The organism is Amycolatopsis sp. CA-230715 (assembly GCF_018736145.1).
GTDB lineage: Bacteria > Actinomycetota > Actinomycetes > Mycobacteriales > Pseudonocardiaceae > Amycolatopsis.
Genome location: NZ_CP059997.1, coordinates 6673025 through 6689146 on the forward strand (window position 1 = coordinate 6673025; position 16122 = coordinate 6689146).

At 70.3% G+C, this 16122-nt stretch carries 9 protein-coding genes; 4 read left to right on the plus strand and 5 right to left on the minus strand.

The features are described 5' to 3' along the window. Positions 1–532: 532 nt before the first annotated feature. A complete protein-coding gene (gene smc, locus HUW46_RS31800) occupies positions 533–4195 on the plus strand; it encodes a chromosome segregation protein SMC (RefSeq protein ID WP_254125085.1) in 3663 nt (1220 codons plus the stop codon). Positions 4196–4455: 260 nt separating this feature from the next. Further along, positions 4456–7053: a glycoside hydrolase family 172 protein gene (locus tag HUW46_RS31805; protein WP_254125087.1), complete on the plus strand. Its 2598-nt coding sequence runs from the start codon at positions 4456–4458 to the stop codon at positions 7051–7053. A gap of 48 nt (positions 7054–7101) precedes the next feature. Here HUW46_RS31805 and HUW46_RS31810 read toward each other — a convergent pair whose 3' ends face one another. From HUW46_RS31810 to HUW46_RS31820, 3 genes are all read right to left on the minus strand, one after another. Beyond that, positions 7102–7860 (minus strand): nucleotidyltransferase domain-containing protein, encoded by a 759-nt coding sequence (locus tag HUW46_RS31810; protein WP_215542454.1) that lies wholly within the window; start codon positions 7858–7860, stop codon positions 7102–7104. Between the two features lie 150 nt (positions 7861–8010). Next, positions 8011–9570: a sodium:solute symporter gene (locus tag HUW46_RS31815; protein ID WP_215542455.1), complete on the minus strand. Its 1560-nt coding sequence runs from the start codon at positions 9568–9570 to the stop codon at positions 8011–8013. A gap of 63 nt (positions 9571–9633) precedes the next feature. Beyond that, positions 9634–10857, minus strand: a complete 1224-nt coding sequence (locus HUW46_RS31820) for an anhydro-N-acetylmuramic acid kinase (protein WP_254125089.1) — start codon at positions 10855–10857, stop codon at positions 9634–9636. A 214-nt stretch (positions 10858–11071) separates the two neighbouring features. Here HUW46_RS31820 and ftsY point away from each other — a divergent pair, with 214 nt between their 5' ends. After that, the gene (gene ftsY, locus HUW46_RS31825; protein WP_215542457.1) at positions 11072–12427 is read left to right on the plus strand and encodes a signal recognition particle-docking protein FtsY; all 1356 of its coding nucleotides are present in this window, start codon (positions 11072–11074) and stop codon (positions 12425–12427) included. An 11-nt stretch (positions 12428–12438) separates the two neighbouring features. Here ftsY and HUW46_RS31830 read toward each other — a convergent pair whose 3' ends face one another. Together HUW46_RS31830 and HUW46_RS31835 are read right to left on the minus strand one after the other, a co-directional pair. Then, on the minus strand, positions 12439–13227 hold the full coding sequence (locus tag HUW46_RS31830; RefSeq protein ID WP_215542458.1) for an FHA domain-containing protein: 789 nt from the start codon (positions 13225–13227) through the stop codon (positions 12439–12441). 19 nt (positions 13228–13246) lie between these two features. Next, complete coding sequence (locus tag HUW46_RS31835; RefSeq protein WP_215542459.1) at positions 13247–15070, minus strand: serine/threonine-protein kinase; 1824 nt, start codon at positions 15068–15070, stop codon at positions 13247–13249. 138 nt (positions 15071–15208) lie between these two features. Here HUW46_RS31835 and HUW46_RS31840 point away from each other — a divergent pair, with 138 nt between their 5' ends. After that, positions 15209–16108: a hypothetical protein gene (locus tag HUW46_RS31840; protein ID WP_215542460.1), complete on the plus strand. Its 900-nt coding sequence runs from the start codon at positions 15209–15211 to the stop codon at positions 16106–16108. Positions 16109–16122 lie beyond the last annotated feature (14 nt).

A 16122-nucleotide genomic window follows, 5' to 3' on the forward strand; every position in this document is an offset into this window, starting at 1 on the left:
GGGGCGCTCAGGTCCCCGAAGGCCACCCTCGGGGGCACTAGCGCCACTTTCCCGGCCCTCGCAGGCGTCCGGACACGGCTGCGCACGCCCCGAAAGCCACCCTCGGGGCGCTAGACGACACAAATCCACCCCTCGCACGCCCAACCATCGCGACGCGCATGCCCCGAAGGTGACCTTCGGGGCGCTAGATGCCCTGAAAGCCACCTTCGGGGCACCAGGAAGATCCCCGCCGAGGCAGCAGAAGCCCCCTACCAGAGCGAAGTTCGCGGCACCGGAGTCGCTGAAGGCCGCCCCATGACATCTATAGGAGCATCCTTCGGGGCGTGCGTCGGCGACCGCGGCAACCACGTCATTCCGCCCGCGGTGTAGGAGTGACGGTTGGGGCGTTCGGGGACGGGTGTTGCTTGTGTGGTGTGATCCGTGGTAAGGCGCGCCGAAGACACCCCGGCGTCCCACGGCGCCCGGCGGCCGGTGGGTAAACTCGGCCGACCGGCACTCAAGACCGCCACACTGGAGAAGGAAGTCCCCCGCGGTGCACCTCAAAAGCCTGACGCTCAAGGGCTTCAAGTCCTTCGCCTCGGCCACGACGCTGCGGTTCGAGCCCGGCATCACCTGCGTGGTGGGGCCGAACGGCTCCGGGAAGTCGAACGTGCTCGACGCGCTGCGCTGGGTAATGGGCACGCAGGGCGCCAAGGACCTGCGCGGCGGCAAGATGGAGGACGTCATCTTCGCCGGGACGGCCGGTCGCGCGCCGCTCGGCCGCGCCGAGGTGACGCTGACCATCGACAACGCCGACGGCGCGCTCCCCATCGACTACACCGAGGTCTCGATCACCCGCCGCATGTTCCGCGACGGCGCGAGCGAGTACGAGATCAACGGCAGCGGCTGCCGCCTGATGGACGTGCAGGAACTGCTGTCGGACTCCGGTATCGGCCGCGAGATGCACGTCATCGTCGGGCAGGGGCAGCTTTCGCAGATCCTGGAGGCCAAACCCGAGGAGCGCCGCGCCTTCATCGAAGAGGCCGCGGGTGTGCTGAAACACCGCAAGCGCAAGGAAAAGGCGCTGCGGAAGCTCAACGCGATGCAGGCGAACCTCGACCGCCTCGGCGACCTGACCACCGAGCTGCGCCGCCAGCTCAAGCCGCTCGGCAAGCAGGCCGAGATCGCCCGCAAGGCGCAGACCGTGCAGTCCGAGTTGCGTGACTCGCGCCTCCGCCTGCTCGCCGACGACCTGGTGACCCAGCGCGCCGACATCGCCCGCGAAGAGGCCGACGAGAGCGCCGCGCGTGCCCGCAGGGGCGAGGTCGAGCTGGCACTCGAAACCGTCACGGCGGAAGAGCAGCATCTCGAGTCTTCGCTCGCCGAGGACGCGCCGAGGCTCGCTGCCGCCCAGGACACCTGGTACAAGCTCTCCGCGCTGGCCGAGCGCCTGCGCGGCACGGTCCGGCTCGCGGTCGAGCGCCAGCGGCACCTGTCCGCCGAGGTGCCGACCGGCTCCAGCGGACGGGACCCGGAGGAACTGCTCGCCGAGGCCGAAGCCGCGGCCGAGCGCGAAGAGGAGCTGAACGAGGCCGTCGCCGAAGCTCGGTCGATGCTTTCGCAGACCGTGCAGCGCCGCGAGCAGCTCGAACACGCCGTGCAGGCCGCGGAAAAGGCGCACATGGCCGCCGTCCGCGCGATCGCCGACCGGCGCGAAGGGCTCGCCAAGCTCACCGGTCAGGTCGAGGCGCTGCGCAGCAAGAACGGCGCCACCTCCGACGAGATCGAACGGCTCACCGTCTCCATCGACGAGGCGAACGCGCGCGCCGAGCAAGCCGCCGAAGAACTCGAAGAGGCGCGCGCGGAGGGTGGCGTCGAGGAGTCCGACGACGCCGGGCTCCAGGAACGCCACGACAGGGCGGTCGAAGCGAACAACGCGGCGAAGGCCAGGGTCGAGGAACTGGTCAAGGCCGAGCGCACCGCCGAACGGGACATCGCCTCGGAAAAGGCCAGGGTCGACGCGCTGTCGATGGGCCTCAAGCGCAAGGACGGCGCGGGCGCGCTGCTCGGCGCCGCCGACACCCTGCCCGGCCTGCTCGGCTCGGTCGCCGCGCTGCTGACCGTCGACGCGGGCTACGAGGTCGCGCTCGCCGCGGCGCTCGGCCCGGTCGCGGACGCGGTCGCGGTGGCGGGCGGCGAGGACGCGATCGCCGCGCTGAAGTACCTGAAGGCGGAGGATTCCGGCCGCGCCGGCGTTTTGCTCGGCGGCCAGGAGTACACAGTGGACACCGGCGGCCTGCCGTCGCTGCCGCCCGGCGCGCGATGGGCGCGCGAGGTCGTCAACGCGCCGGAGCAGCTGCGCCCCGCGGTCGAGCGCGCGCTGGACCGGGTGGCCATTGTGGACGGTCTGGACGAGGCGCGGCGGCTCGTCGCGGTGCATCCCGAGATCAGCACGGTGACCGCGGACGGCGACGTGTTCGGCGCGCACTGGGCGGTCGGCGGATCGGCGCGCGCGGAGAGCGTGATCGAGGTGCAGGCCGCCGTCGACGAGGCGCAGGACCGCATGCTCGCCGCGGAACGCGCGCTCGAACGCACCACCGCCGAACTGGAAGGCGCTCGCGCGGAGCAGCAGTCGCGCCGCGACGAGGTCGGCCAGGCGAAGGACGCGCTCGGCGAGGCGAAGGTGCGGCGGGCCCGGTCCGGCGAGCGGCTCAACCGCATGCAGCAGGCGGCGCGATCGGCCGAGGCCGAGGTCACCCGCCTGCGCGAGCAGCGCGCGAAGGTGGAGAGCAGCAGGGAAGAGGCGCTCGCCCGGCTCGCCGAGCTGGAGGACAGGCTCAACGCCGTCGCCGAGGAACAGGACTTCGAGGAAGACCCCGACACCACCGAACGCGACCAGGCCGCCGACGAACTCGCGGTGGTGCGCCAGGAAGAGGTCGAGGCGCGGCTTTCACTGCGCACCGCGGAGGAGCGCGTCCGCGGTATCGCGGGCAAGGCGGATTCCCTGCGCCGCGCGGCTTACGCCGAGCAACAGGCCCGCGAACGGGCTGAAAAGGCCCGCGTGGCAAGGGAACGCGGCGCCGCGATCGCCGCAGCCGTGGTCAACGGCGGTGAGCTCGCGTTGCAGCGCATCGAGGTTTCGGTGCAGCGCGCGGCCGCCGAACGCGATCAGGCGCAGGCGATGCGCACCGAGCGGGAGTCCGCGCTGGCGCAGATCCGCAGCCGCGTCCGCGAGCTGACCGGTGAGCTGGAGAAGCTGACCGACGCCGTGCACCGCGACGAGGTGCTCCGCGCCGAGCAGCGGCTTCGCCTGGAACAGCTGGAAACGAAGATCTCCGAGGAGTTCGGGATCGGGCTCGAAGACCTCGTCACCGAGTACGGCCCCGATGTCCCGGTGCCGCCCAGCGCGGGTGAGATCGCCGAGTACGAGGAGCTGAAGGAACGCGGCGAGGCCGTGTCGGCACCGCCCGCGATCCCGTACGACCGCGCGACCCAGCAGCGCCGGGCCAAGCGCGCGGAGAAGGACCTGGCCTTGCTGGGCAAGGTGAACCCGCTCGCGCTCGAAGAGTTCGCCGCGCTCGAAGAGCGGTACAAGTTCCTCTCGACGCAGCTCGAAGACCTGAAGGCGACGCGAAAGGACCTCCTCACCGTCATCAAGGAGGTCGACGACAAGATCCTCGAGGTCTTCAGCTCGGCCTACACCGATGTCGCGCGCGAGTTCGAAATCGTGTTCTCCGTGCTGTTCCCCGGCGGTGAGGGGCGCATGGTGCTCACCGAGCCCGACGACCTGCTCGCCACCGGCGTCGACGTCGAAGCGCGCCCGCCGGGCAAGAAGGTGAAGCGGCTGTCGCTGCTTTCAGGTGGCGAGAAGTCGCTCGTGGCGGTGGCGATGCTGGTCGCGATCTTCCGCGCCCGCCCGTCGCCGTTCTACGTGATGGACGAGGTCGAGGCGGCGCTCGACGACACCAACATGCGGCGCCTCATCAGCCTCCTCGAGCAGCTGCGGGACGCGTCGCAGCTGATCATCATCACGCACCAGAAGCCGACCATGGAGATCGCCGACGCGCTCTACGGCGTGAGCATGCAGGGCGACGGCATCACGAAGGTCATCTCGCAGCGCCTGCGCGCCGAAAAGGTCGAGCAGTCCGACAAGAGCGAGGCCGTCGAAAAGCCCGAGTCGGCCGAGCGGACCGAGCCGTCCACCACTCCGAGCTGAGATCCGCGGACCGGAGCCGCACGCCCCGAAGGTGACCTTCGCGGCGCTGGCTGCCCCGAAGGTCACCTTCGGGGCAGGGAACAGGCGGGGTCCCGCCCGCCCGGCATGCCCCCCGTTCGGGTGACCCCCGAGGTGAAGGTCGCCCTGTCAAGGGCTGACTCACCCATGTGGCGCTAGACACATTGCTTAACGTGCTTTTTACTTCGAGAAATCGATTACTCGTCTCTCTGACCCCATCCCGACGATCAGGAGTCCTCGCCGTGACCTGGATACCCCCTGCCCAAAAACGGCCGCCGAGACCCCGGCGTGGCCTCGTCACGCTCACCCTCGCCGCGCTCGCCGCGCTGACCGTCGTGGCGGCCCCGTCAGCGCTCGCCGCACCCAACGACGCCGCCGCCGCGCGCGCGACCCCGCTCGCGAAGGGGCCGATCGGCTGGGACGTCTACCGCCAGCTCGACGGCATGGAACGGATGCGGCCTGGCGAGCAGGTCCGCCAGTTCTCCAGCTTCGACCGCACCGGCGGCAACGAGGACGGCTTCGCCGGTGCCTACTCGTGCCTGACCCACGAGACCGACGGCCAGTGCGTCATCGCCGACGCGCACGGCGCGGGCGAGATCTCGTCGATCTGGTTCACCTATGCCGCGAACTCGGTCGCCCCGATCGGCAACATCAGGATCGAGCTCGACGGCCGCGTCGTGCTGCAGGCCAACCTGCAGGACCTGGTGAACGGCAGGAAGGGCGCGCCGTTCGTCTGGCCGCTGGTCGGGAACTCGCAGGACACCATGGGTGGCACGGTGATCAAGGTGCCGATGCCGTACACCCGCTCGATGCGGATCGTCACGCAGAACAACCCGCACTTCTACCACGTGGCGTACCGCCAGTTCGCCGACGCGGCGGGCGTCCGCACGTTCGACCCGTCGGACAAGGCGCTCGACGTGGTCAACCGGCTGCGCGGGTACGGCGTCAACGACCCGAAGCCGCCCGCGCCGGGCGCGCAGACGGACACCGCGGGCATCGCGCTGGCGCCGGGCGCGTCGATGTCGATACCGGCACCGGACGGCCCGCGCCAGATCAGCCAGCTCCAGATGCGGCTGCCGCAGGCGGTCGCCAGCCCGATGGTCTACGACGACGGCAGGGCGTTCGCGCCCGGCAGCAGCTCGTTCACGATGGGCATCTCGCCGGCGAACCAGGGCATCCGGCTGACGCGGCGGTACGACCAGGGAATCGGGCACCAGCGGGCGAATCTGCTGATCGACGGCAAGCAGGCGGGTGAGTGGACGAGCGGGCCCTCCGTCGGGGGACGCTGGGGCGAACAGACCATCGAGGTTCCGCCGTCGCTCACCGCGGGCAAGTCCAGGATCACCGTGACCAACACGTTCGTCTCGTCCGACTACGACGTCAACGAGTTCCGCTACGTCGCGCACAGCAAGCTCGGCGGTGGCTGGGTGCTGTCCGACATCATGGACGTCGGCCCGAACCACCCCGGCGAGGAAGCGGCCCACGGCTACAAGATCCTCGGTGGGACATGGGAAGGGCTCGGCAGCTCGCGGTTCGACGTGCCCGCCGCGCAGGTCACCGCGACCGACCAGTTGCTGGAGGGGCTGCGGTTGCGGATCACCTTCGACGGGCAGACCACTGTGGACAGTCCGGTCGGCGAGTTCTTCGGGTCGGGGCTCGGCAAGTACGCCACCAAGTCGCTGATGACCTCGATCGACACCACCGAGAACGGCGCCTTCACGTCGTGGTATCCGATGCCCTACGGCAAGAACGCGAAGATCGAGCTGGTGAACACCTCGCCGGTCGCGGTCACCGCCGGGTCGGTCGCGGTCACCTCCGCGCCGGATCCGTCGTTGCCCGCCGATCTCTCGAAGGGCGGCACGCACGGGTACTTCAACGCCACGCACCACCGCGCGGACACCGTGCAGGGCCAGGAGTGGAACTTCCTGACCGCGCAGGGCCGGGGCGTGTTCTACGGGGTCACCACGAACATGCGCGGGCACATCCCGCCGGGCCCGGTACACCAGATGAACTTCCTCGAAGGCGACGAGCGCGTCTACGTGGACGGGTCACGGAGCCCGAGCGAGATCGGCACCGGCACGGAGGACTTCTACGAATCCGGCTGGTACTTCATGGATGCCGAAGCGGGCAACCGGGAAGGCGTCACGTACTCGATGCCGCAGGCCGGTCTGGTGAGCCACGAAACGGCCGCCGACGGCTGCCAGTACGTGTGCCTCAACGCCTACCGGACGCTGATGGCGGACGCGGTGCCGTTCGGCAAGGGCATCGAGTTCGACATCGAGCACGGCGGCGATTCGGACCAGCCCGCGGAGTACAGCTCCACCGCCTACTGGTACGGCAACACCGGGCCGTCACTGGAGCAGTCCGATTTCGTGGACATCGCGGACCCGGCGAGCAGGGCGTTGCACGGGTACACCGCGGACGCCGAGGAAACGGCGTCGCTGACGTCGACCTTCGAAGGCAAGGAAGACCGCAGCCCGGTCACCGGAACGGTCTCGTCGTCGACCGGCCCCGTGCAGTTCACGGTCGCGGTTTCGAAGCCGAACTCGGGCCTGCGGCTGCACCGGGTCGGCGACCAGGACGCCGGGTTCCAGCGGGCGAACGTGTTCGTGGACAACCGGTACGTCGGCGAGTGGTACCAGCCACTGAAGAACAGCTTCTCCCGGTGGCTGGAGGATTCGTTCGACGTCCCGGCTTCGTTCACCGCGGGGAAGGCGGCCGTGCAGGTGCGGTTCGAACCGATCGACGGCGCTCCCGCCTGGACGGGTTCGCGCTACACCGCCCTTTCCCAGCTCGGTGACAACGCGAAGGGAGCTTCTAGACCGTCCAATCAGGACTGATCTGAGTGGAACGGCGGGCGCCTTCGCGAAGGCCCCGCCGTTTTCTCCTCACTGTGCTGACGAGAAAAGTGCTTCCGCGTCGGCGATCGCCCGCGCCAGCACCGCCGGTTCGGTGGTGAGGCTTTGGACGATCGCGTCGACCTCCCGCAGCCCTGCCCGAGCGAGCAGGGTTTTCTCGTTGGTGACCCATTCCCCGCGCGCGGCCAGTACGGCGTGCGCGGTCTGCGTCGCGGCCGTGGCGAGCGCGCCCGCGACCTCGGTGAGCCGCCCGCGGGGCGCGTGGTTCGCCTTGGCGTAGGTCAGGGTCATCGCCGCGGCGCCCCGCCAGTGCTCCGGCGCGGTTTTCCGCAGTGCGTCCGGGTATTCCGGTTTTGGCAGCGCGCCGCGCAGGACCTGGTTGATGGCGAGTTCGCCGACCACGAGGTAGCTCGGGATCCCGGCGAGGTGGAAGGCGAGCGGTTCCCAGTGGAACCGGCCCCGCTCGGCTTCGGCCAGCTCGTGCTCGACCACGTCGAGATCCCGGTAGTGGACGTCGACGGCGCGGCTGTCGACCGTGAGCCAGGCGCCGCCGTTGAAGACGCCACCGCCCCAGCCGCCGATCTCGGACACTTCGCCTTCGTGGCCGAGTGCGCGCAGTGTGGCGGGGGAGAACTCGCCCCGGTAGTAGATCGCCAGGTCCCAGTCGCTGTCCGGCCGCTCGGTGCCCTTGGCGCGGGAACCGCCGAGGGTGACCGCCCGCACCGCGGGCAGCCCCGCGAGCTGGTCGGCGAGCCGGTCGAGGAATTCCTGGTCGGTGTTTTCCGGCATGGGTAAAGAAAAACCCTTCGGTGAAGTGATCGATGTGGACACGCGCCATCAGCGGACGGAGAGGACACGTCCGCGCGGGGATGGCCGGTGATCACTTCATGCCGGACACGATAGCACCGGCCGGAGGCTCCTCCGGCCGGTGCGCGTGCGTCAGGCCGCTTCCTCGGCGGCGGTCTCGTCCGGCTTGGTCGACAGGGCTTCCGCGGCGCGCGGGTCGTCGCCGCGGTGGCGGAGCGAGAGCAGCCCGCCGACCACCAGCGTGATGAGCACGCCGAGCAGCGTGTACCACGGGAAGGCCAGCACCACCGGCTTCCCGCCCGGGGACGGCGCGATCTTCACGCCGAGCACCACGAACGCCATCACGGCCACCGTCGCGATGAACGCGATGATCGCGTCGAGCTGGCGCGCCCGCTTGATCCACATGCCGAGCAGGAAGGCGCCGAGCAGCGCGCCGTAGGTGTAGCCGGTGATCGCCAGCCCCTGCTCGATCACCGGATTGTCCTTGCTGGTGAACAAGGACGCGAACACCGCGAACACCACCGCCCACACCAGCGTCCAGATCCGGCCGTGGCGCAGCAGCTTCGAGTCCTCGGCCTTGCGCTTGGTGAACCGCTGGTAGAGGTCGGCGACGGTGGAGTTGGACAGCGCGTTGAGCGCGGAGGCGAGCGCGCCCATGGTGGAGGCCAGGATCGCCGCGATCAGCAGCCCCGCAACGCCGACCGGCAGCTCGCTGGTGATGAACCGGGTGAACACGTCGTCGCCCTTGAGGTTCAGCTCCTTGAGCGTCTTGAACCCGTTGTGCGCCCACAGCATCGCGCCGACGAGCAGGAACAGTCCGAATTGGATGGTGACCGCGATCCCGCTGCCGATCAGCGCCTTGCGCCCGTCCTTGATGCTCCGGCAGGCCAGGAACCGCTGCACGATCAGCTGGTCCGCGCCGTGCGAGGCCATGGTGAAGATCGCGCCGCCGACCACCGCGGTGAGGAACGCGTACTGGCTGGTGAGCAGGTGCGCGATGTCGAAGTTGAAGTCGAAGAGCTTGAAGATCCCGGCGTCCGAGGCCTTCGAGGTCCAGCCGGACGGCAGCTTCTGCGCCAGCACCACGACCGCGATCAGCGCGCCGAGGATGTAGACGCTCAGCTGGATCACGTCGACCCAGACGACCGCCTTGATCCCGCCGACGAGCGCGTAGATCAGGGTCAGCGCGGTGAGCACCACGACGATCTGCCAGTACTGGGTGTGCAGGCCGTAGCTGGAGAGGATGTACTGGATCGGGATCGCGCCCGCGAACAGCCGCACGCCTTCGGCGAGCAGCCGCGTGATGATGAACGCGACCGAGGACACGCCCTGCATGGCGCCGCCGAACCGCTCGCCGAGGAACGCGTACGCCGTCGACTGCTTTCCCTTGAAGTAGCGGGGAAGCATGATGAACGCGACGAGCGTGCGGCCGATGATGTAGCCGAACGGGAGCTGCAGGTAGGTCAGCCCGTTGTAGTTCCCGGACGCCGCCCAGATCAGCCCCGGCGTGCTGATCACGGTCAGCGTCGAGGTTTCGGTGGCCACGATGGAAAAGCACACCGCCCACCACGGCAGGCTCCGCTCGCCGATGAAGTAGTCGGCCGCGGAGCGCTGCTTGCGGCCGACCAGCACGCCGATCAGCGGCATCGCGGCCAGGTAGACCACGATGATCACGAGATCCACTGCGTTCATGCGTATCTCCTCTGATTGCTCCGGCTCACGTCGCCCCCAGGCACCGCGAGGAAAGGGATGAGCTTAGTCAGCCGCGGTCTCATCTCGGCTTTTTCCCCCGCCGGTCACCCGTTCGACCCGCAGCCGGGTGACCGGGACGGGGCGCGGTGGCGGCAGGACGAGCGGTGCGGCGCCGGGCGTGATGCTGCCGAGCAGCCGCGGCCCGCGCGCGCCGGTCGCGTCCGGTCGGTTCGCGGGCAGTCCGTGCCAGGTCAGCCAGCCGAGAATCGCGGTCAGGTAAGCCTCTTTGGCGTCACCGGGAATCCCCAGATCGTCGCTCGTGGACACCGCGGCGTCCGGCAGCCGTCGCGCCAGCGCGGCCATCAGCACCGGGTTCCGGACGCCGCCGCCGGAGGCCACGATCGTGCGAACCCCGTGTGCGCGCGCCGCGTCCGCGATCGTCACCGCGGTCAGTTCGGTGAGCGTGGCGAGGAGATCGGCGCCGGAGACGTCCAGCCCGCCGGTCGCGGCGGCGAGGTACCCGGCGTGGAACAGCTCCTTGCCGGTGGATTTCGGTGGTGCGGCGCGGTAGTAGGGCTCGGCGAGCAGCCGCTCCAGCAGATCCTGGCGGCAGCTTCCGGAGGCCGCGATCACCCCGTCGACGTCCTGCCGCCGGGCGCCACCGGTCACCTGGCTCGCGGCGAGGTCGAGCAGTGCGTTGCCGGGCCCGGTGTCGTAGGCGAGCACCGACCCACCGGGTTCGACCACGGTGAGGTTCGCGATCCCGCCGATGTTGAGCGCCACGGCGGGCGCGCCCGAGCGCTCGGCGAGGTCGGCGAGCCACAGCGCGTCCATCGTGCTCGCGAGCGGTGCGCCGTGCCCGCCCGCGGCGACGTCGCGGGCGCGCAGGTCCGCCACCACCGGCAGGCCGGTGCGCTCCGCGATCCAGGCGGGCTGCCCGAGCTGGAGCGTGCCGTGGACGCGTCCGCCCTCGACCCAGTGGAACACCGTCTGGCCCAGTGAGCACACCAGGTCGGCGCCGCCGAACTCGTCGAGGCACTGGGCGACGGCGTCGGCGAAGGCCTGCCCGACACCGGTGTCGAGCTTCGTCAGCTCCTCGGCGCTCGACGGGTTCGGCGGGAGCGCGGCGAGCAGGCGGGTCGCGAGGTCCGGCGGGTAGGGGAGTTCGCGGTACCCGAGCGGGGTCAGCACCAGCTCCGGTCCGTCCGCGCGCAGCTCGGCGACGGCCACGTCGATCCCGTCGACCGACGTGCCGGAGAGCACACCGGCCACTCGCCCACCCGTCACCCGACCACCGCCCCCAAGGAAACGCTCCGCGTTGCGGTGCCCATCCTCGGCTCGACATCGTTGTCCGCCACGGACAGGTGGTCTAGTCCCTTTGCGCGAGGTGGCGCAAGCGCTCGCGTGGGACCTTGACCAAACCGAGTTGTTCCCGGTGGGCGGCTGGCGGGGTCGGGCGGGGGTGCCCACGCCACCGGCTCGCGGATGCGAGGATGTCCGCGTGTCGAGCAACCTCTGGTTCTGGATCGTCCTGCTGGCCGTCATCGTGCTGGTGATCGGTCTCGTCAGCGGGCTGGTGATCGCGCGCAAGCGCAAGATCAGCCTCGGCGAGCCCGACCAGCAGGAGGCCGAGCGGAAGCCGAAGGCCACCGGGTACACCGCCGGTGGCGGGATCGCCCTTGCCCCCGGCGGGGAGAAAACAGCCCCCGGTGGGGAGAAAACCGCCCCCGGCGAGGAAAAACCCGCCCCGGAGGAGGAAGCACCGGAGCCCGAGCCGCATCCGGCCGGTGAGCGGACCGAGGTCGACGGGCAGCCCGCCGTCGGCGACGACGCGTCCGTGCCGAGGGACTCGCCCCAGCGGAGCGTGGTCGACGTCGGCCTGCCTCCCGAACCCGAAGCGGCGCCGGAACCCGTCGAGGAGATCGAGCCAGCCACGGGCAGGCTCGAGCGGCTGCGCGGCAGGCTGTCGAAGTCGCGGTCGATGTTCGGGCAGAGCCTGCTCGGCCTGCTCGGCGCGGGCGACCTCGACGAGGACTCGTGGCAGGAGGTCGAGGACACGCTGCTCGTCGCCGATCTCGGCGCGGCCACCACGAACGAGATCGTCGAGAAGCTGCGCGCCGAGTTGAACCGGCGTGCCGTGCGGTCCTCGGAGGAAGCCCGCGGCGTGCTGCACGAGGTGCTCACCGAGGCGCTCGGCCCGGACAGCGACCGGTCGGTGCGCGCGCTGCCGCACATCGTGGACGGGCGCAAGCAGCCCGCGGTCGTGCTGGTCGCCGGGGTCAACGGCACCGGGAAGACCACCACCACCGGCAAGCTCGCGCGCGTGCTCGTCGCGCAGGGCAGCCAGGTCCTGCTCGGCGCGGCGGACACCTTCCGCGCCGCGGCCGCCGATCAGCTCCAGACCTGGGCGGAGCGCGTCGGCGCCGAGGTGGTCCGGGGCAAGGAGGCCGCCGACCCCGCGGCCGTCGCGTTCGACGCGGTCAAGCGCGGCGTCGACGCCGAAGTGGACGCGGTGCTCATCGACACCGCGGGTCGCCTGCACACCAAGACCGGCCTGATGGACGAGCTGGGCAAGGTCAAGCGCGTGGTGGAAAAGCAGGCGAAGGTCGACGAGGTGCTGCTCGTGCTCGACGCCACCACCGGCCAGAACGGGCTCGCGCAGGCGCGGGTGTTCTCCGAGATCGTCGACGTCACCGGCATCGTGCTGACCAAGCTCGACGGCACCGCGAAGGGCGGCATCGTCTTCCAGGTGCAACGCGAACTCGGCGTTCCCGTCAAGCTCGTCGGCCTCGGCGAGGGCCCCGACGACCTCGCTCCCTTCGAACCCTCGGCCTTCGTGAACGCCCTGCTCGGCTGAACTGCGGCCGGTCAGTCCGGCGGGGTGAGGTCGTCCAGCAGGGTCAGGTCCGGCGGGACCAGGGTGGTGGACAGCAGGAGTTCCTTGAGCAGGTTGTCGTTGAGCGTGTTGCCGACGGGCTCGCCGACCTCCTCCCTGGTCAGCCCGGGGACCCCGCCGCGGGAAAGCCGGTTCCGCACCGCGACGACGACGTGCTCGACCCGTTTCGCCGTCCAGCCCGCGTCGGGGTGCAGGAGTGCGAGCTGCGCGGCGGCCTGGCGCCACGAAAGCGGTTGCGGGCGCAGCTCGTGCAGCAGGTAGCGCTGGCCGAGCACGATCAGCGCCAGCCGTTCGTCGGCCTGCAGCAGCCAGGTGCGCGGCGGCTGCGTGATCTCCGCGTGCCTCGGCGGCGGTTTGATGCCGGTCGACCCGGTCACGTACGCCTCGAGCAGGTGCTCGCGGTTGTGCGAGCCGCGGACGAACAGGGGTGTGTACCCCTCGGCGAGCGGCACCGGCTCCTCGTCGCCGAAGAGCAGCCGCGAGCCGGGCAGCCGGATCGGCAGCTTGCCGGTGTTGGCGATCCACCACGCCCCTTCGTGGTGCGCCAGCGTGCCGTGCTGCCTGCTCACCTTCGGATCGTCTTCGCCGAGGCACACGTGCACCTCGGGCCGGTTGCGGCCGAAGATGATCGAGCGGCCTTCCTTCGGGCCGAGCGTGATCCCCCCGGCGAGGCTGAGCGCGAACAGCGTGCCCACCGCCGAGACGGGCACACCCCGCGCCAGGCTGCCGTACGCCGCGGGCAGCGGTCGCCCGACGTCCATATCACTCTCCGAGCTGGTTTCAGGTTGCGGGCATCTTGCTCGCCACGGCCGCGGCGAGCGTTTTCGTCCGGTCGCACAGGATGGTGGTGGCCGAATCGCCTTCGACCACGAGCTGGGCGAGTTCGGTGGTCTGTTCGCCGCCCGCGTTCGTGTAAGTGCGGTGCACGATCTTCGCCATGCACGTGGTGTCGCCGTCCCCGTTGGGTTTCAGGTACACGGTGTGCCCGGCGAGCTGGGTGCGGTCACCGTCCTCAGTGGACAGTGGGGGGTGGCGGTCGAACTTCACCTCCACGTACCCGTCGGGGGTGTTCCAGCGGCAGGTCCAGTTCCCGAACCCGGCGTCGCCCCTCGGCTCCGCGCCGGGCACGTGGACGAGCGCGGGCGGGTCGAGCAGCGCGCAGGCGTCGGCGTGGGCGATCGAGTTCGGGGGCGGAGGGTTGGTGCGCCGCGCGAGCTGTCCCTTCGACACCGCTTCGACGGCGCTGCCGGTGGCCGTGTCCGCCGCGGCGCACACGTCCACCGGCGTCTTCCGCACCTGTTCGACGAGCACCGAAACCAGGTACTGGTCGGGCAGCACCAGCGTGCGCTCGCATTCGTCGCCGGACCGCGGGTTCGCGATGACCGTGGTGCCGCCGCGGCGCTCGATGCGCTGGCCCGGCCCCGGTTCGGGGGCGGACGGGTTCTTCAGCTGGATCTTGACGTCGGCGACGTCGTTGTGCTCCTGCTGGATCATCACGTCGCACCGGCTGAAGTTGGCGGCGTCCCCGAAGACCATCGCGGCGCCGAACCGGCTCAGCGCGGCCGCGTCGGTCAGCGCGCAGGGATCCACCGTCCTCGGGTCACCGATCACGCCGCTCGCCGCGGGCGCGGGCTGCTGCGGCGCGGACGGCGGTGCGGCCGTCGGCGGCGGGGACTCCCGCTGGGTGACCAGCACGACGGTGGTGATCACCGCGGCGGCCACGACCGCGGCGCCGATCGCGATGAACCGCTTGCGGCCGTGCCCTTCGGGCGGTGGCTCGTCGACGTCCTCCGGGCCGGATTGGGCGGTGCCGTCGAGGAGTGCCACCGTCTCGGCCGCGGTCGGCCGGGCCGCGGGGTCGACCGCGAGCAGGCGCGACAGCGTGCCGCCGAGCCGCCCACCCACGGTCGGCTCGGCGATCTGCCCGCCCGCGGACCGGTGCACGAAGGCGAGCGGGTTCCCGTCGGCGCCGAGCGGGGAAACGCCCTCCGCGGCGGCGAACAGGGTGGCACCGAGGGAGAACATGTCCGAGGCGCGCGACAGCTCGCCGCCGGTGGCGATCTCGGGTGGAAGGTAGGCGGGGGTGCCGCGCACCAGACCGCTGTCGGTCACCGTCTCGTCGCTCCACACCGCGCGGGAAATCCCGAAATCGGTGAGCTTGGCGGTGCCGTTCTCGGCGATCAGCACGTTGCTCGGCGCGACATCGCCGTGGACGATGCCGCGCGCGTGCACCGTTTCCAGCGCGCTCGCGAGCTGCGAGCCGATGCGGGCGACCTCGTCGGCGGGCAGCTTGCCGTCGGCGTCGAGCACCTCACCGAGGTTGCGCGAGGGCACGTACTCCATCACGAGCCAGCAGGCCGACTCGTCGAGCACCAGGTCGAAGAGGGTCACGATGTGCGGGTGGCTCAGGCCCGCGGCGATCTTCGCCTCCTCTTGGAGGCGTCTGAGCCGGGCGTCGTCGTGGTGGGAGTGGGCGAGTTTGACCGCGACCACCCGGTCGAGCTCGGAGTCCGTCGCTTTCCACACGACGCCCATCCCGCCCGAGCCGATCTGCTCGTCGAGTCGATAGCGCCCCGCGATCAGGGCACCGGCGCGTACCGTCACCCACCACATCGTAGTGACGTGGTGACACGGTCCAGTCTCGCGCGGTGAAATTTGGCCTGAGCCTGCCAGGCGCGCGCCGGGACCCCTCCCGGGCGACGGCCCTAGCGTTCCGCCCGGTAATGATCAGAGGGGAGCGAGATGAGCAAAAAACGAGCATTCTCCCTGGCGGCCGTCGCGGTCTTCGCGATCGCGGTGGCGCAGGCCCCGCTCGCGTCGGCGGCACCGGCCGCTCCGGGAGCGCGGGACGCGGCGGGACCGGCGTGCACGCGGCAGGCCACCACGCAAGCCGATCTCGACGCGGTCCGGCCCGGTGACGTCGTGTGCACCTCGGGCGGGCTCGCGTCGTCACGGCTCAAGATCAGCAAAGGCGGTACCGCGGAGAAGCCCGCGGTCTACAACGGCGAAGGCAAGGAAGTCGGCGGTATCGACATCGAGGCCGACAACGTCGTCGTCCAGAACTACAAGATGACGAAACCGAAAGCGCCCGGCATCGAGCTGCGGGGCGACAACATCACCATCAAGGACAACACCATCACCAGCCCGACCGGCGGTGACGGCGACGGCATCCGCTTCTTCGGCAACGACCTGAAGATCCTGCACAACACGGTCAGCAGGACCAGCAACAGCAACGGGCACGCGGACTGCATGCAGACCTTCGCCAGCGACACCCCGTCGAGCACCGGCGTCCAGATCGACGGCAACCGGTGCGAAAAGATCGACAACATGTGCCTGATGGCCGAGGGCCCGAACGACGGCGAGGGCGACGGCGAAGGGCACAGCGGGAACTTCACCATCACGAACAACTTCTGCGAAACGCTGAAGGCGTCGCAGACGCTGATGTTCGAAGACATCCAGCACGCCACCATCACCGGCAACGAGTTCGCCGCGTCGCCGGACCACGCGATCGGGCTCGCGATCGGCTCGACCTACGCGAAGGTCAAGGACAACAAGGTCAGCCCCGACATCGGCTACGAGGTCGGTATCGACGACTCGTCGAAGGAGGGCTACGAAGGGCCGGAACCCGGCGGAGAGCCGTGATCGGCACCTGACGA